We start from the raw sequence: 15,144 nt of genomic DNA, 5'->3' as shown, positions 1-15,144 counted from the left end.
ACATAAAATTGTCGACGGTAACGCTTTAAGCATAGGTTCGAAAATTCAATAACCTGGTTTTAGGGTGGTAGCATGAAGACGCCCAGCGTGTACGTAGCCGAGGAGCTGATGCCGTTCCTCAGGGCGAAGATAGCTGAGAGGCTTTACCGTGAAGGGATGAAGCAGTCCCAGATAGCGGGGTACCTGGGTATAACGCAGGCGATGGTTAGCAAGTATCTAGCGGGGAGATATAAAACTCCCCCTGAAGAGGTTACACGAAGGCTGGAGGACATAGCCAACGACGTTTCCAACTTCATCCTGTTTGGAGGGAGCAGGGCGGATGCCGTGCTTCTTGTGGCGAGACGCGTATTCGAGCTCTTTCAGAGCGGTTTTCTGTGCAGGTTCTACGCCGAATACGCCGGGGTGAGCGAGGAGGCGTGTCGCTCGCTCTTCTCTTTGGGTTCCAGCCGCGGCGAGATACTTGAGGTTCTGAACACGGCGCTCAACGAGCTCCTAAAGGATGAAAGCTTTCCCTCCCTCATTCCCGAAGTCAGGAGCAACTTTGCCTACGCCCTTCCGTCCCCGAGGGGCATTGAGGACGTTGCGGCTATCCCCGGGAGGATAACTGCCGTTAAGGGCAAGGCCTTTGCCCTGCCGCCGGAATTTGGGGCGAGTACGTTCACAGCGGGGATACTCGTTAAGCTGGCCGGTATCAGGCCCGAGGTACGGAGCGTCCTCAACATCAGGTACGGGCTGGACGTTGAGAAGGCGATTGAAGCGGCCGGCTTCAAGGTCGCCCGGGTAAAGACAGGGGGGTTGAGTGAGGACGACGCCATAAGGGCAATCGCGGAAGTCTTCCGGGAGGACTCCTACGATGCCGTTATTGACGTTGGAGGCTTTGGCGTGGAGCCCCTCGTGTACCTCTTCGGAAAGCACCCCATAGAGGTCGTTGAGAAGCTCAAGAGGCTGGTGAAGAACCTTTGAGGCGGAGGTTTCTTCCCCCGTACATACTCCTCCTTCTGTTTCTGAACCTCACACCGGTGGCTCCATCGTCCCCTGTACAGAACGGGGACAAGCTCGTGCACTTCTTCGAGTTTTTGCTCCTCGGTTTCATGGGGTGGTCCCTGTGGGCGTACCTGCTCCCACTGCCTGTTCTCCTGGAGTCCCTGCAGCTCTTCGTCCCCGGAAGGACGTTCTCCTTCGCTGACATGGGCGCAAACCTAATAGGCTTTGCCCTTGGAGTTCTGATCGGGTGGTGGCATGAAGGTTCTCACGAGGGAGCTCAGGTTTCAGACCGAGGGGGAGATCGACCTGGTGGACATAACCCGCGATGTTGAGAGGGTCGTGGAGGAGAGTGGAATAGAGAACGGGCAGGCTCTGGTCTTCGTTCCAGGAGCTACTGGCGCGATAGTCACGATAGAGCACGAGTCTGGCTTACTTGAGGACTTCAAGAGAACTTTGATGGAGCTGATACCGAAAGGGAAGGGCTACCTCCACGACAGGATAGACGACAACGCCCACAGCCATCTGCGGGCCACCCTGCTTGGAGCAAGTGAGTGCTTCCCCGTCGTTGACGGCAGGCTCGTGAGGGGGACATGGCAGCAGATTTTCTTCGTCGAGCTGGACGTGCGGCCTAGGCACAGGAGGGTCATCGTGCAGGTTGTTGGGGAGTGAGCTCCAGCAGGAAGAACGGAACGTCTTCCCTCTCCAGCACCTTCACGTCCCTCGGGTACTTTTTATGGGCTTTTCCAGCTTTCACCTCGACTTTCAAGTCACCCGCTACAGCATCAACCTCGTAGCCGTTTCTGAAGTAGTACACCTCCCCGAATTTTCTGTAGAGATGCTCCTGGAGAACCCACTCATAGAGGGCATCCTCCCTAAGCTCCGCCCCGCTCCAGGCCGAGAAAAGTCTGGCCAGCAATGGGTCACGGAAGAAGAACTTCTTCTCACGCTTGTAGAGCACCTGGTTTCCCCCTCTGAGGTACGCTATCCCGAGGATGTAGAGCTCCCTGAAAAGCTCGATGTAGTCCTGTACAACTTTGTATGAGTAGCCTGACGTCATCCCCGCCAGAGCGCGAAAGCTCGTTGCTGAGGGGGCACTCCTTATTAAGGCCCCCAAAGTCTCCTTCGCTATCTCAAGGCTCTTTCCAAAGCGGACGAATTCTCCGATGTACGCGCCTAAAAGGTCTTCCATGGGGAGATCGTTTATTGCCCCCGGAAAGCCGCCCCTTTTGAGGTAGTCTTCAAACAGCCCCAGAACCTTCTCAGTGCTGAGTTCGGGCCTCTTCATGCCCATTACCTCGGCGTATTCCGGAAACGAGAGCGGCATGACCTCAACCGTCTTACCTTTGCCTCTCCTTCCAGGAAAGAGCTCAATGTCCCTTTTAACCCGGAGTGAGCTTGAGCCGGTAACGGTTACGACCTCGTTTTCCAACAGGCCTGCATCTATGAGGGGTTTAACCCCGCGCCACCAGCCTTCAAGCGAGGTAACCTCGTCGAGGAATACATAGCCCCTTTCGATGCCTTCTTTTTCTTTTAGTGTCTGGAACTCCCTCAACAAAGCTGAAAGCTCTCTGTGGCTCGGCAGGACTTCGACGTTGATGTAGAGAACGGCTTCGGGTGGGTTCTCCTTCAGGAGCTCCCGGATGAGGAGCTTTATTCCTGTGGTCTTTCCCACCTGTCTCGGCCCGAGGACGAAGTTGAGGGAGAATGGTTCGAGCGAAAGCTTATCGACCCATCTCGGCCACCAGTGAATTTTCTGCTCTTTCCAACGCCTCACGTGGTAGTCTTCTCTTCCCTCCCACCAGGGGTTCATGTAGGTTAAATCTCCGAGCCTCATATTAACCCCTGAGAAGTTGTAGTTCTCAAGAGTTTATAAAGGTTGAGAAGTGTGAGTTCTCAGGGTTTATAAGCCAAGGGTCTCTGGGAGGTAGAATATTGCCAATTCAATCTTTGAGTTTGTCTCATACCGTGTGGAGATGCTTTCAAATGTCGTCCAGAGTATGGCATAAACCGTGCGTACGTCAGTTCTGCCAATTTTTGGCTCTATTCTGAGGCTGAAAACTAAATCATGATTCTCATTCCTTGCATGCATTCGGACATAATATAATGAAAAGGTGTCATGTGTTATCTGGATTGAGATCTCTCTAATGCCTTTTAAAGGATATGACTTTAGAGAGTTAATTTCAGTAGATTTTCTCCGTAAAAGACCGGATTTGGACGTTTTGAACAGGATTATTCTTTTGTTTGTAATGGCTAAATGGTCATAGACACCATCAACTTTTACGCGATTTAAAATGGTTATCACGTATTCTCCCGGCATTAGGTATTCATGGAGGCTCATTTCCCTCCTCCCTCCGGGTACTTATAGATTTCCCTCCTCCCGGAGGGTAGAATACTGCACAGTTTGGGGTACGTTGTTGTGAGGCAAATTCCCACAAAATTTAAATATTTGATTGACTACTATCAATGTTAATTTAGTGATCTGGTGAAGTATAATGCAAACAGAGATAATTAAACCCACAGCAAAGTTCAAGCTCAAGGAAATACCAGGCGGATTAGATAATCTCTTCTCCACCTATCGGGAGATTGTGAACTACCTCATCTCCTACGCTTTCGAGAATAATATTACGAGCTTTTACAGGCTCAAGAAGGAAACTTACAAAAGCCTTCGAAAGGAGTATCCAGAGTTGCCGAGCCATTATCACTACACAGCAACTCAAATGGCCACAATGATCTACAAGAGCTACCGGAAACTGAAAAGGAAGGGAAAAGCCAAGGGTAGGCCAGTATTTAAGAAGGAAGCCATAATGCTCGACGACCATTTGTTTAAGCTCGACCTTGAGGTTGGAATAATTAAGCTCTCCACTCCGAGTGGAAGGATTAAGCTGGAGTTTTATCCTGCAAAGTATCACGAGAAGTTTAGGAACTGGAAAGTTGGGCAAGCTTGGCTTGTTAGGACGCCGAAGGGTGTCTTCATCAACGTGGTATTTTCCACAGAGGTTGAAATAAGGGAGCCTGAAACCTTCGTTGGCGTGGACTTGAACGAGAACAACGTTACTCTGAGCCTTCCAGATGGAGAATTCGTCCAGATAATCACTCACGAGAGGGAGATTAGGACGGGTTATTACGTGAAGAGGAGAAGAATACAGCAGAAAATCAGAGCTGGAAAGAAGAGAAAAGAGCTTCTCGAAAAATATGGGGAGCGGGAGAGAAACAGGTTGAACGATTTGTATCACAAGCTGGCCAATAAAATTGTTGAACTGGCTGAGAAGTATGGTGGTATTGCTTTGGAAGACTTAACCGAAATCAGGAATTCGATAAGGTATTCGGCTGAAATGAATGGGAGACTTCACCGCTGGAGTTTCAGAAAGCTCCAGAGCATTATTGAATACAAGGCTAAACTGAAGGGTGTTAGGGTTGTTTTCGTTAATCCCGCTTTCACTTCCTCCCTGTGCCCGGTATGTGGGGGGAAACTAAGCCCGAATGGGCACAGGGTCCTGAAGTGTCCGAAGTGTGGGCTTAAGGCCGATAGGGATGTCATCGGCTCTTGGAATATTCGTTTGAAAGCCCTGAAGATGTGGGGAGTTCCCGTTCCCCCCGAAAGCCCCACGATGAAGACGGGAGTGGGGAAGCCGGCTTCTTCCACAACAAAAAGGGAAGGAGTCGGCGGGACGGTACTAACCCGCCCAAGTTCATCGGCTCCGCCTTCGGCGGCACTCCCCGGGCAGAATGAGTTGGGCGTTGTACCTAAAAGGCTTCCGGTCAGTGGATCGGTTCGGTGATTTCTCCCGGGGTCTCCTCGTACTTGTGCTCCCTCTTGACTATGATGTAGTATATTATTGCTCCTATGATCCCCAGGAAGATTGCCACTATAACCCATATGACCTTCTCGATATCGGGCATCCTCTTCTGCTTGGCCAGAACGTCGTAGATTACCCAGACAACGGCAATGAGGCCGAGGATTCCCAGAACCATCACTAAGCCCCACATGGCAAAGAATATCCCTTCTCCAATCATGGCCACCACCAATGAATCATGTGGACTTCTTCTTTATAAAAGGATTACTCACTGTCTGAAGTATAGGAAAGAAAACATGAAATTAAGAGGATCACTTCTTGAGCTTCTCGCACTTCTCGACGAACTCCTTGAGGATGTCCTTGAGCTTCGGCTCGCCGATCTCCTCGAGCTCGTAGCGGACGCGAACGGCCGGCTTGTTGAGCTTCATGACGCGGCGGAGGTCGATGGGGGTACCCATGATGACGACGTCGGCGTCTGCCCTGTTGATGGTTTCCTCAAGCTCCTTGATCTGCCTGGCGCCGTACCCCATGGCCGGCAGGATGACGTCGAGGTGGCTGTACTTCTTGTAGGTGTCGATGATCGAGCCGACGGCGTAGGGCCTCGGATCGATGATCTCAGCCGCTCCGTACTTCTTGGCGGCGATGTAGCCGGCTCCGTACTTCATGCCGCCGTGGGTGAGGGTCGGGCCGTCCTCGACAACCAGAACGCGCTTGCCCTTGATGAGCTCCGGCTTGTCGACGTAGAGCGGTGAAGCGCCGTCGATGACTATAGCCTTCGGGTTGACCTTTTCGATGCTCTCGCGGACCTTCTGGATGTCGTCGCGGTTGGCGGTGTCGATCTTATTGATTATGATGACGTCCGCGGCGCGGAAGTTGGTCTCACCCGGGTGGTATTTCAGTTCATGCCCGGGCCTGTGCGGGTCGGTGACGACTATCCAGAGGTCGGGCTCGTAGAACGGGAAGTCGTTGTTTCCTCCGTCCCAGAGGATGATGTCGGCCTCCTTCTCGGCCTCGCGCAGTATCTTCTCGTAGTCAACGCCGGCGTAAACCACCATGCCCCTGTCGATGTACGGCTCGTACTCCTCGCGCTCCTCGATGGTGCACTCGTGCTTGTCGAGGTCCTCGTAGCTGGCAAAGCGCTGAACGACCTGCTTCCTGAGGTCGCCGTAGGGCATCGGGTGCCTTATGGCGACGACCTTGTAGCCCATCTCCTGGAGGAGCTGGGCGACCTTTCTGCTGGTCTGGCTCTTACCGCAGCCGGTTCTAACGGCGGTGACTGCTATAACCGGCTTGGTGCTCTTAATCATGGTGCTCTTCGGACCGAGGAGCCAGAAGTCCGCTCCGGCGCTGTGGGCCCTGCTCGCGAGGTGCATGACGTGCTCGTGGGAGACGTCGGAGTAGGCGAAGACAACGATGTCGATGTCGTGCTCCTTGATTATCTTCTCAAGGTCGTCCTCGCTCCATATCGGTATCCCGTTCGGGTAGAGCTCTCCGGCAAGCTCGGGCGGGTAGAGCCTGCCCTCGATGTCCGGAATCTGGGTTGCGGTGAACGCAACGACCTCGTACTCGGGATTGTCCCTGAAGAACGTGTTGAAGTTGTGGAAGTCCCTTCCGGCGGCGCCCAAAATGAGAACCCTCTTTCTCTTCTTTTCGGCCATGTTGACCACCTCAAAAGTTTTTAACCTAGCACTGGTGTATCGTTTTTGGCATTTATAACGGTTTTTGTTTAATGGTGCAAACTTCTGGCGGGAATTATTCGGTACGGGCAGCAGAGAACTGAAAAACCTTCAAGCACGGCTGGATAATCCCCGTTTGAATTTACCCGGAGGGTTAATAACCCGCAACCGTTAATAGCCCCTCCCCATAATGTTCAGTGATGCCTATGCCGTCGGTGGGGGTTAGGACACACACCGCCCTGCACGTAGTCAAGGGTGCCGTCGTCAGGGTTCTGGGTGAAAAGGCCAAGTGGACGGCGAGCGTTTACGTGGACGGGAACCATGGGAGGCTGACGGTCAAGTTTGACAGGAAGCCAGCGCCGGAGGAGGTTGCAGAGGTAGAGCGCCTCGCCAACGGGAAGGTAAAGGAAGACGTCCAAGTGAAGGTTTACGAGCTGTCCAGGGAAGAGGCCGAGGAGCGCTTCGGTGAGGACATGTACGACCTCTTCCCGATTCCGCCGGAAGTGAGAACCCTCAGAGTCGTCGTCATAGAGGGCTGGAACGTGAACGCGTGCAACAAGGAGCACACTCGGACGACGGGAGAGATAGGGGGGATAAAGATCAGAAAGGTCCGTTTCAGGAGGAGCAAGGGTTTGCTGGAGATCAGCTTTGATGTCCTCTGAGCAGAAACCTGTACAGGGGCGTCACTTTGATCTCTTTCCCGCTCTCCTCTATGGTATCCTCGGCATCCATGGTCACGATGGTTAAGCTGCTGCACCCGAGCTTTTTGCCCGCCCGCATCAGCCCTTTCACCTCCCGTTCGTAGTTGGAGGCGTTTAGCTCGTAGGTTACCTGGATGAGTTCTTTTACCTGGTTGCCCTCCCTGACCACGAAGTCAACCTCGCTCTCGCCGTCCGCGTAATACGAGAGCTCCATCAGCGGGTTGAAGTAGCTCTTCTCCCGCAGCAGCTCCAGGAAGACTAGGTTCTCGATTCTTCGGCCGAGGTCATCCCCCCTGAAAAAGAGGCCGGCGAAGGAGGTATCCACGATGTAGAGCTTCCGGGGGTTCACCAGGGTTCTCCTGTGCGACGGGCTGAGGAGGGGGAGCTGGAATACCAGGAATGCACTCTCCATCGCGTTAAGGTAGTTTATGATGGTCTTCACGTTGAGCCCTATCCCCATAGCCCCCATGCTCCTCTGCAGGGAGCGGTAGGTGAAGTAGCTCCCGTACAGCGATAACACGTGGTAGAAGACCTCCTTGAACTCGGCGACGTCCCTGAAGGAGAACCTCTCGACTATATCCCTGTAGAGGACGGTTTCCAGAATTGAGACCACCTTCTCCCGCGATTTCGTCCTCCAGACCTCCGGAAAGCCTCCCCATTTGAGGTAATCGCTGAGCGTCTTCTTTAGCTTCCCCCGTTCGCGGAAGGTGTCCGCGTTGAGATTTCCGGTGATTTCCCTGAACGAGAGGGGCAGAACGAGCCGCGAGACGTGCCTTCCCCTGAGCCGGGTCGGTATCTCCGAGGAGAGCAGGGCCGACGATGAGCCCGATACGTAGAGGTCGAAGTCCTTGACGTCGTGGAGCCAGCGGAGCTTCGCGTCCCAGTCTTTCCATTCCTGCACCTCGTCCAGGAACAGGGAGACCCTGCCCTCTGGGTATTCTCTCCTCACTTCCTCCGCCAGCTTCTTGGCGCTCATCTTTCTCAGCTCCGGCTCATCGAGGGGAAGATAGAGAACGTTTTGCCCGCTGTTCAACATAGCGTTGGCCTTTTTCAGCATGAGAAAAGTTTTCCCAGCCCTCCTAGGCCCGATGATGGCTTTTATATCTCCCCCGACCGGCAGGGAAACCTCCCGCGGAATCTCCTCTACGTAGTTGAGAGAGCCAATATATTCGAGGGTTATCTCCTTCAGCCCAATCATGTGTATGTGTAATACACAGTACTATTTAAGTCTTGTGTATTTGAAATAAACAAGAGGGTTGGTCATTCCCTTACCCACAGCGCCCCGGCCATGCCGAAGTAGGTCGGGCAGGCGTAGGCGCTCTCGACGAGTTTCACATCAACGCGGTGCATTACGCCGAGCATTATCAGCATCCCCCAGTAGCTGTCGGGGAGGGCATTCCTTATCAGCTCCTCCGGGACTTCCGGGAGCTCCTCCAGGCGGTTTTCGTTAATCAGCTCCATTATAAGCCTGTCGTACTCCTCGCTCTCCGCTCTATAACCGTAGGGGCCGTTCTCGTCGTGTGCATGCCCGTGGTCGGCACTTATTATTAGGGCGATTTTCTTCTCGCTCCCCTCGAGGACATCCCCGAGCGTCTCCCCGAACTTTATCAGCGTTTCTCTGCTGACTCCCCGTGCAGGAGTTAGAAGGACGAGCGGCTTCCTTTCAAGGAAGTGGAGCGGTATGAGCTCCCCCCAGCTCAGCGGCCAGCGCGAGTACTCACCGCTGAGCGCGGCGAAGTTCAGGTCGACAACTGGCATCCCGGCCTCTTTCTCCACTCTGTAAATCTTCTCAGCTAATTCCCTGTCAGTCTTCCACTCACCAGGCAGTTTCTTTCCCTCGAAGCCGAGCCATGAGACGAGGTGCTCGGCCATGACCATGCCGAGGCGGTCGCTCATCCGGACGTTGTGGGGACTGATGAGGACGTAGGAATCGACGCCGGCAAAGGCTTTCCCGATGTTCCTCAGCACCTCGGCGAGTTTCTCCGTTTCCTCGTCCGGCGGGTCTAAAACAGGGTTCCCGTGGGGCATCAAACCAATCCCGACGAGCATGGTATCACCGTTTCAAATAATAAAAAGAGTTAAAAGGTTCATCCCCACTGCAGGGGAACCTCATAGTAGTTGCCGCTCTCGGAATATTTTGCAAAGTAGAGAACGTTGCCGTGCCAGCTGTTTATTATCACCTTAACAGCAGGTCTGTTGCTTGAGGACTGTCTGTATGTATCTACTGTTCCGGTGAAGCATATCTGGACTCCCTCTCCGGCACATGCCGAGACTGAGGTTGAAAAGTATACCCCACCATCGTCTGATGATTCTTGGAAATACGCCATGAACTCGTCACCCGCATCTCTACTGTGACTGTACCTGATCAAGTTTGAGGGTATTGTTCCCGGATCGTTATCAGTGTCTATTTTTGAGAAATACACTATTTCTTGAGGAATAAGTTCGTAAACCGTCCTGCATATCAGGTACCCACATACATCGTACCTATCAATGCGGTACCTTACCGTGGCGTACACTGTTTTCATTTCCCCATCAGAAGTCGGGACTGGGGCGGCATATCCAAAGGGAGTGCTGACCCTTCCAGAACGCTCCCATCTGTCAGGACTTGGCTGTCCCCATTGGGGTACGGTCTGGGAAAATGAATCAATGGCTAGAGTATCGTCCTCGTTTATTATCAGGCGCTCTTCTACTCCTAGAACGCTGTGAAGCCTGAATATTTTTATGTTCTTCATGAACATATCTCCCACTTTCACGCTAGTGGCTTGGAATTCATTTTTGGGGTTGAGGCTCTGGATTGAGGGTCCTATGTTGTCCCTGTGGAGGGATACTCTTATCTTCACGGAAGTCAATGGTTTCTCGGGATGGAACTCAACGAACTTGGTTCCCCAGTAGTTCTCACCCGAGACGATAACCAGTAGCTTAACCGGCCTGTAGACAGTTCTGTACTCCCTAACAACCTTCCCGTCTTTGATTACTGTCTCCATTTTTGTGCCTTTGGGAATCCTTTGTATCTTGACTGTAGGTGTCAGCATCGATCCTTGATAGAGGATCTTGGGTTCTCCGAGAGTGTAATCCACAACCACAAGGGTCGCTCTTTGAATCTGGTGGCTCATTTCCAAGTTAATTTTCGCCAGCCCCACTGGCTTTCCTTGGAGCCAGTCGAGGTATGCAGAGTACAGCGTTCCGGCATTGTCCGGCTGGACTCCGTAGGCTGAGGGTATTACTATAGTGACCATCACTGCCACAATTACTGCAGCTACTGCAAGTTTCTTTTTACTTCTCAAGGGAGCCACCTCCACTCTTCCTCAAGGGAGCTATCTTTGTGGCTTAAGTGAGTTATTGTTTTTTATCTTATATAAGTATTTCGTGATCTGATGTACTCAGCAACTCATCGTTACATTTTTGGCAGAATTCTCTACTAAAATGACACACAGGTTCCTAGTCCCTCAAGCGTGCACTCCATCACCTTTCCGCCTTCCGCATGGGAGAGCGTCTTCAGGCCGGAACCTGTGAGAATCGAAACCACTTTCGTCCTTTCTTCTATTGTCCCATTCTCCACGAGCTTTTTGAGGGCGGCAATTCCGGTTGCACTCGCCGGCTGGACGAAGAGGCCCTCACCTGCAAGTCTTCTCTGGGCTTCTTGGATTTCTTCATCGCTTACGCTGACGCACTTCCAGCCGAACTCGCGGAGAAGTTTAAGAACCGCGTTCCCGCTCGGCGGATAGGGGTTCGCTATGGCCTTCGCTATCGTGTGCGGATTTTCGAGGCGTTCTATCCTATCTTTCCCTTCTCTAAATGCCCGGCATATCGGGGAACAGCCATCCGCCTGAACCGCGATGAGAGCAGGAAGGTCATCGATTAGACCGCTTTCCTTCAGCTCAAGGAAGCCCTTGGCTACCCCCCTGAAGAGCCCTCCTGAGCTGGTCGGGACTAGAACGTAGTCCGGCGTTATTTCTTCAGCGATCTCGAAGGCGATGCCCTTGTAGCCCTCGACGCGGAAGGGGTTGTCCGAGTTGATGAAATAGATTCCGAGCCTTTCTCCTAACTTCAAACTCTCAAAGTAGAGCCTTCCGTAGTCGCCACGAACCCTAATGACCTCGCCGCCGTAAACCGAAACGGCTTTCAGCTTCTCGTCGCTGGCATTTTCCGAGACGAGGATTTTGGCATCGAGGCCAAAGCGGGAAGCGTAGGCCGAAACACTCGCGGCCATGTTGCCTGTAGATACCGTCCCGACGGCTTTGTAGCCAGCCTTAAGGGCGTAGCTCATCGCCAGAAACGTCCCCCTGTCCTTGAAGCTCCAGGTTGGATTAACCGTCTCGTTCTTGAGGTAGAGTTTTACGCCCAACTCCACCCCGATTTTCGATCTAACGAGCGGTGTGTCGCCCTCGCCGAGGGAGAGCTCCGGGGCAGGTTCCACCGGCCAGAAGTCCCAGAACCGCTCCCAGACGCTCTTCCCTATGTATGGCTCGCCCGTGAATCTTTCGAACTCCACAGGCTGGCCGCATTCACACCTCTGAACCGGTTCGTCGTAGGTTTTCCCGCAGATTGAACAGACCAGCCTCACATCAGTCCCTCCTTTCGGCGATCAGGAGAACGGAGCTTCCATCAATTCTTATCGTGTAGTTCGCGTAGGTGTTGCCCTCCGCGAGCCTGGAGACGGTTTCCCCGAAGGTCTTCGCCGCTTCAGGGGTTGAGAACACCACCTTCCACTGGAGGGTGTAGCCCGTCCCGTTCTGGGTCAGGAGGAGCTCATCCCCGCGCCACTCGCTTGAGACGTTCCAGGCGGTCTCGTTCTCCAGCTTCGCGACGTCCCTGAGGAGCAGGTAAACGTAGTACTCACCGAGCCTGTCTTCCTTAAGGACGCGTGAGTTCGGCGGTGCGTCCAGGGTGACGTTGAGTGGCGTGACGTTTTCGATGTACATCTCGGGGTGCATGACCTGCTGTGCCGAGATGGGGTAGCGGCTGTATGCCACATTAACGAGCTTCCAGCCGCCTTTCTCGTAGAGGTACCTCACGAACCGGTCGCCAAAGACGTAGGGAAAGATATGGAGGTCCGTTAGGGGATTTCCGCTCAGAGAGCGTATCTTGTATATGGGTATCCCGTTACTCTCGCAGTAGAGATCCGCAACGAGGTCGGCGTCGCCCTCGATGAGGGACTGAACCGCTATTGTCCCGTCGTAGGTGTCCGCACCGTACTTCGCGTTGAACCACTGCTTCTGGAGCACGTGGACGCTCTCGTGGGCTATCGTTCTCCGGGCAACATCGGGGTTTGACATGAAGTTCTCCCGGATCACGTAGATGGTATCGCCCACCGTTGCGGCTATCCAGTTGGCGCTTCTCTCCGTCTCCTTTTTGATGTACTGATAGTCTGGTGGAAGGAGGAGGGTCATCTTGTAGGTCAGCTCTTCGATTTTCATCCTCTTGATGTCAGCTTTTCCGGGCTTCCATTTCGCCAGAGCTTCCTGCCTGGTTAGGACAACTATCTTCGGCCTTTCCTTGAAGGTGAGGTTCCTTATATCCTGAACCTGGTCGAGTATCCCGTTTACCTGGGTGAGGACGCTGTTCGGGTTGAAGGTTACATCTTCCGCGATGTAGAAGGCGGGTATGAGAAGGAGTATGAGACCAAGGACGATGAGGATTCTCGAAGGCTTCCGCATGCTATCAACTCGAAAAGGGAATTAAAAAGGGCTTTGGTGCAACCGTTGAACGGTTCACTCCTTAAATTCGACGAACTCTTCCTTCATGCCGTCCTTCGTTATGACGACAACCTGGATCTTCCTGCTGCCCGTGTAGACGTCCCTCTTTCCGGCCGTCCTGACGGCCCTGACGGCGAGCTCCTTGGCCTCTTTGACGCTCATGTCCTTCTTGAAGCTGTCCTCAAGGACTGCTATGGCGAAGGGGCTTCCCGAGCCGGTTGCGGTGTAGTCGTCGAAGATGAGCCCTCCCATCGGGTCGAGGTTGGCCAGCGTCGGCTCTTCAACGTGGCCGCCTATGATTATCTGGACGAGGTAGGGGAACCACTTGTTCTCGTTGAGTATGTTGCTGAGCAGGTTCGCCATGGCCTTGGTGCTCATGGGTCTGTTCCAGGTGAACTGGTAGTAGCGTGCCTCCGCCTCGAGCATTCTCGCCAGGGCCTGGACGTCGCCAACGCTTCCTGCGGTGGTTATCGCTATCCTGTCGGTGATGGGGACTATCTTCCTTATGTTGAGGGTCTCGACCATGTGGTCGAGGGAAGCCTGCGTATCAGCGGCCAGAACGACGCCGTCCTTGGCCTTTATTCCCACGGTGGTGGTGCCGGTTTTCTTCGTTTCCATTCTCTCACCCCTGACCCATCTTCTCACCCGACGTTTTAAACCTTTGCGAGTTCGGGGACGATGACCCGGTGGCCGTTTACCTCAGTTATCTTGCCCTGTGGATTCCTAATTATCAATATTTTCTGACCCCTTGGGGCATCTCTACCGCTCACGGGGTGTGTGGCTGGCTGAGACCTGTAGAGTCCACGCATACACCCGTTCTTGGATCGCAGGGTGGGGACGGGGATCTGCCGTCGGTTATAACGCCAAACACAAGCGGCACGCTGACCTTCGGCCCACCAGTCCTCACCTTCACCCCCAGAACGCTGTACATTGCGTAGCAGCTCTTTTTGGGCTTGACGTCGACGCTGTATTCTGCTATTGAAACTGCATTCATGTACTTGTGGAACCCAAACGTCAGGCTGAGCGCGCTGGCCAGTCTTCCAAGGGTGGGATTTATGCCCGTAAGGTACTTTCCGGCGGCATAGCCTATTGGGATGCTCAGGCTGGAGCTCGATGAGAAGACCTCACTTTGAGATTGTCTAACATAGACGGCACTTTTCCAACTCCCAGCACTTATCCATTTCCTTTTCCACTCCGCTTCTTTTGAGATGCTCCAGATGTTGGGGGTTGTGGTGATCCTTGGAGGGTTGTCCCCTTGAGACTCTGTGAAGTAGATGCCCCCTGTAGGAGACTCCCATATCGTGTACTTTCCGGTGCTGTGAATTTTGATGGGGTAAGTTTGGACTATCTCTATGTCCGTGTACTTTCTTGTGAGCCTGTCGTACGCGGGAACCTTAGCGTGGGCCACAATGTACTCCATCTTGATGTTAAGATACCTCTCCCAAGTGTTTGAATTAACTGTTAAGGGCCCTAATGATTGATAGCTTATATCCAGTGCCCAGCCTTCGAAGCGGTGTCCCTTGGATACGCTAAGCACCGTTAAGGGCCCAACGTCAATTCCAACAGTCCAGTAGCTGTAGGTACTCCTGCTGAGCACGAGATCCCAGTCGAAATCTATCTCTTCTGCGACTTTGTTTTCTGTTTTTAGTCCCATCACTGAAACCCATTCGTTGAAGGTTTTTGCCTTTGCCCTGCTGTCAAAGTACAGGTCCCATTGGGGATTGAGGCAGTACCTTCCTCCAAAGTCTATCCAGTCCCGTGGACACGAACCCTTTGCCTGAACATGATAGTCCCCCTTCAGGTTCAGCGTCTTTTCGCTTTCGAGCTTGATTCTGCTTGAGGTTATGCTTTTCACTCCCAGCTTTCCGTCCTTCGTGATGTAGAGTATTAGGGGAGTTGGGGGGGCGTAGAGGGCTTTCTCGTCTGTTGAGAGTTCCTTTATCCACTCATGCCTGGGTACTTTGACGAAAGTCGGGAAGAAGCCGCCGGCTTTTCCCTTCTTCAGCACTTTAATGCTTCCGTTGGGTAGAGGGTAGTAGATGATGTAGTTGCCTGAGCCTTCTATTTTGTACACGTCGTAACCAAGGATTCTGGTTACGGAGTCTTCGTTGCCTGCCGTGTAGTTTAAGGCCCCTACTGTAGTTCCTCCCAGGAGAATCAGCAGTAATGCCACTAATAAGGGTTTCTTTCTCACCACGACAAATCCCATGTGTTATTTTTTAATACCGACTTATAAAATTTACTCTTAAAGCTTAGAAAACCTGATGGGCCTTTCGTTCGTTTGGAGCCTGAG

17 protein-coding genes are annotated in these 15,144 nt (G+C 53.1%); 5 read left to right on the top strand and 12 right to left on the bottom strand.

What is annotated here, in order from left to right; all coding sequences use genetic code 11:
- Nucleotides 1–72 precede the first annotated feature (72 nt).
- A complete protein-coding gene (locus ACZ5M3_RS06380) occupies nt 73–963 on the top strand; it encodes a thiamine-phosphate synthase family protein (protein ID WP_464838873.1) in 891 nt (296 codons plus the stop codon).
- Here the strand turns inward: ACZ5M3_RS06380 and ACZ5M3_RS06375 are convergent.
- Nucleotides 938–1,189 carry a hypothetical protein gene (locus tag ACZ5M3_RS06375; protein ID WP_464841086.1) on the bottom strand — a complete coding sequence of 84 codons (252 nt, stop codon included), beginning with the start codon at nt 1,187–1,189 and terminating at the stop codon, nt 938–940. The two genes, ACZ5M3_RS06380 and ACZ5M3_RS06375, sit on opposite strands and share 26 nt — an antisense overlap.
- Between ACZ5M3_RS06375 and ACZ5M3_RS06370 the strand changes: the two genes are divergently transcribed.
- Together ACZ5M3_RS06370 and ACZ5M3_RS06365 are read left to right on the top strand one after the other, a co-directional pair.
- The gene (locus tag ACZ5M3_RS06370; RefSeq protein ID WP_464840782.1) at nt 1,092–1,316 is read left to right on the top strand and encodes a VanZ family protein; all 225 of its coding nucleotides are present in this window, start codon (nt 1,092–1,094) and stop codon (nt 1,314–1,316) included. The genes ACZ5M3_RS06375 and ACZ5M3_RS06370 overlap by 98 nt on opposite strands.
- The gene (locus ACZ5M3_RS06365; RefSeq protein ID WP_464838872.1) at nt 1,240–1,653 is read left to right on the top strand and encodes a secondary thiamine-phosphate synthase enzyme YjbQ; all 414 of its coding nucleotides are present in this window, start codon (nt 1,240–1,242) and stop codon (nt 1,651–1,653) included. Before ACZ5M3_RS06370 ends, ACZ5M3_RS06365 begins: the two co-directional genes overlap by 77 nt.
- Here the strand turns inward: ACZ5M3_RS06365 and ACZ5M3_RS06360 are convergent.
- Together ACZ5M3_RS06360 and ACZ5M3_RS06355 are read right to left on the bottom strand one after the other, a co-directional pair.
- Nucleotides 1,628–2,818, bottom strand: coding sequence for an ATP-binding protein (locus tag ACZ5M3_RS06360; RefSeq protein ID WP_464838871.1), 1,191 nt, complete (start codon nt 2,816–2,818; stop codon nt 1,628–1,630). The two genes, ACZ5M3_RS06365 and ACZ5M3_RS06360, sit on opposite strands and share 26 nt — an antisense overlap.
- 66 nt (nt 2,819–2,884) lie before the next feature.
- Nucleotides 2,885–3,322: a hypothetical protein gene (locus ACZ5M3_RS06355; RefSeq protein WP_464838870.1), complete on the bottom strand. Its 438-nt coding sequence runs from the start codon at nt 3,320–3,322 to the stop codon at nt 2,885–2,887.
- Between the two features lie 154 nt (nt 3,323–3,476).
- Here ACZ5M3_RS06355 and ACZ5M3_RS06350 point away from each other — a divergent pair, with 154 nt between their 5' ends.
- Nucleotides 3,477–4,763, top strand: coding sequence for an RNA-guided endonuclease InsQ/TnpB family protein (locus ACZ5M3_RS06350; protein WP_464838869.1), 1,287 nt, complete (start codon nt 3,477–3,479; stop codon nt 4,761–4,763).
- Here the strand turns inward: ACZ5M3_RS06350 and ACZ5M3_RS06345 are convergent.
- The gene (locus ACZ5M3_RS06345) at nt 4,744–4,998 is read right to left on the bottom strand and encodes a PLDc N-terminal domain-containing protein (protein ID WP_464840781.1); all 255 of its coding nucleotides are present in this window, start codon (nt 4,996–4,998) and stop codon (nt 4,744–4,746) included. The two genes, ACZ5M3_RS06350 and ACZ5M3_RS06345, sit on opposite strands and share 20 nt — an antisense overlap.
- 91 nt (nt 4,999–5,089) lie before the next feature.
- Nucleotides 5,090–6,436 (bottom strand): cyclic 2,3-diphosphoglycerate synthase, encoded by a 1,347-nt coding sequence (locus ACZ5M3_RS06340; protein WP_464838868.1) that lies wholly within the window; start codon nt 6,434–6,436, stop codon nt 5,090–5,092.
- A 224-nt stretch (nt 6,437–6,660) separates the two neighbouring features.
- Between ACZ5M3_RS06340 and ACZ5M3_RS06335 the strand changes: the two genes are divergently transcribed.
- Nucleotides 6,661–7,116: an alanyl-tRNA editing protein gene (locus ACZ5M3_RS06335; protein WP_464840780.1), complete on the top strand. Its 456-nt coding sequence runs from the start codon at nt 6,661–6,663 to the stop codon at nt 7,114–7,116.
- Here ACZ5M3_RS06335 and ACZ5M3_RS06330 read toward each other — a convergent pair.
- The 7 genes from ACZ5M3_RS06330 to ACZ5M3_RS06300 form a co-directional block, all read right to left on the bottom strand.
- A complete protein-coding gene (locus ACZ5M3_RS06330; RefSeq protein WP_464838867.1) occupies nt 7,097–8,353 on the bottom strand; it encodes an ATP-binding protein in 1,257 nt (418 codons plus the stop codon). The two genes, ACZ5M3_RS06335 and ACZ5M3_RS06330, sit on opposite strands and share 20 nt — an antisense overlap.
- A 62-nt stretch (nt 8,354–8,415) precedes the next feature.
- Nucleotides 8,416–9,204 (bottom strand): DODA-type extradiol aromatic ring-opening family dioxygenase, encoded by a 789-nt coding sequence (locus ACZ5M3_RS06325; protein ID WP_464838866.1) that lies wholly within the window; start codon nt 9,202–9,204, stop codon nt 8,416–8,418.
- Between the two features lie 38 nt (nt 9,205–9,242).
- Nucleotides 9,243–10,439 carry a hypothetical protein gene (locus tag ACZ5M3_RS06320; protein WP_464838865.1) on the bottom strand — a complete coding sequence of 399 codons (1,197 nt, stop codon included), beginning with the start codon at nt 10,437–10,439 and terminating at the stop codon, nt 9,243–9,245.
- 134 nt (nt 10,440–10,573) lie between these two features.
- Nucleotides 10,574–11,719, bottom strand: coding sequence for a threonine synthase (thrC, locus tag ACZ5M3_RS06315; protein ID WP_464838864.1), 1,146 nt, complete (start codon nt 11,717–11,719; stop codon nt 10,574–10,576).
- 1 nt (nt 11,720) lies between these two features.
- Nucleotides 11,721–12,812, bottom strand: coding sequence for a hypothetical protein (locus ACZ5M3_RS06310; RefSeq protein WP_464838863.1), 1,092 nt, complete (start codon nt 12,810–12,812; stop codon nt 11,721–11,723).
- 54 nt (nt 12,813–12,866) lie between these two features.
- On the bottom strand, nt 12,867–13,469 hold the full coding sequence (psmB, locus tag ACZ5M3_RS06305) for an archaeal proteasome endopeptidase complex subunit beta (RefSeq protein WP_464838862.1): 603 nt from the start codon (nt 13,467–13,469) through the stop codon (nt 12,867–12,869).
- Between the two features lie 148 nt (nt 13,470–13,617).
- Nucleotides 13,618–15,060, bottom strand: a complete 1,443-nt coding sequence (locus tag ACZ5M3_RS06300; RefSeq protein WP_464838861.1) for a hypothetical protein — start codon at nt 15,058–15,060, stop codon at nt 13,618–13,620.
- Nucleotides 15,061–15,144 lie beyond the last annotated feature (84 nt).

This window comes from Thermococcus coalescens (genome assembly GCF_055392585.1).
Note: the sequence above shows the minus strand (reverse complement) of the source record. Positions and strands in the feature narration are given on the sequence as shown.

Excerpts from the sequence above, each read along its gene's own strand:
- ACZ5M3_RS06375 (WP_464841086.1), bottom strand. The coding sequence starts at position 1,189 with ATGTCAGCGAAGGAGAACGTCCTTCCGGGGACGAAGAGCTGCAGGGAC.
- ACZ5M3_RS06310 (WP_464838863.1), bottom strand. The coding sequence starts at position 12,812 with ATGCGGAAGCCTTCGAGAATCCTCATCGTCCTTGGTCTCATACTCCTT.
- ACZ5M3_RS06330 (WP_464838867.1), bottom strand. The coding sequence starts at position 8,353 with ATGATTGGGCTGAAGGAGATAACCCTCGAATATATTGGCTCTCTCAAC.
- ACZ5M3_RS06325 (WP_464838866.1), bottom strand. The coding sequence starts at position 9,204 with ATGCTCGTCGGGATTGGTTTGATGCCCCACGGGAACCCTGTTTTAGAC.
- ACZ5M3_RS06360 (WP_464838871.1), bottom strand. The coding sequence starts at position 2,818 with ATGAGGCTCGGAGATTTAACCTACATGAACCCCTGGTGGGAGGGAAGA.
- ACZ5M3_RS06355 (WP_464838870.1), bottom strand. The coding sequence starts at position 3,322 with ATGAGCCTCCATGAATACCTAATGCCGGGAGAATACGTGATAACCATT.
- psmB (WP_464838862.1), bottom strand. The coding sequence starts at position 13,469 with ATGGAAACGAAGAAAACCGGCACCACCACCGTGGGAATAAAGGCCAAG.
- ACZ5M3_RS06380 (WP_464838873.1), top strand. The coding sequence starts at position 73 with ATGAAGACGCCCAGCGTGTACGTAGCCGAGGAGCTGATGCCGTTCCTC.
- ACZ5M3_RS06340 (WP_464838868.1), bottom strand. The coding sequence starts at position 6,436 with ATGGCCGAAAAGAAGAGAAAGAGGGTTCTCATTTTGGGCGCCGCCGGA.
- ACZ5M3_RS06370 (WP_464840782.1), top strand. The coding sequence starts at position 1,092 with ATGGGGTGGTCCCTGTGGGCGTACCTGCTCCCACTGCCTGTTCTCCTG.
- ACZ5M3_RS06345 (WP_464840781.1), bottom strand. The coding sequence starts at position 4,998 with ATGATTGGAGAAGGGATATTCTTTGCCATGTGGGGCTTAGTGATGGTT.
- ACZ5M3_RS06365 (WP_464838872.1), top strand. The coding sequence starts at position 1,240 with ATGAAGGTTCTCACGAGGGAGCTCAGGTTTCAGACCGAGGGGGAGATC.
- ACZ5M3_RS06335 (WP_464840780.1), top strand. The coding sequence starts at position 6,661 with ATGCCGTCGGTGGGGGTTAGGACACACACCGCCCTGCACGTAGTCAAG.
- ACZ5M3_RS06300 (WP_464838861.1), bottom strand. The coding sequence starts at position 15,060 with ATGGGATTTGTCGTGGTGAGAAAGAAACCCTTATTAGTGGCATTACTG.
- ACZ5M3_RS06350 (WP_464838869.1), top strand. The coding sequence starts at position 3,477 with ATGCAAACAGAGATAATTAAACCCACAGCAAAGTTCAAGCTCAAGGAA.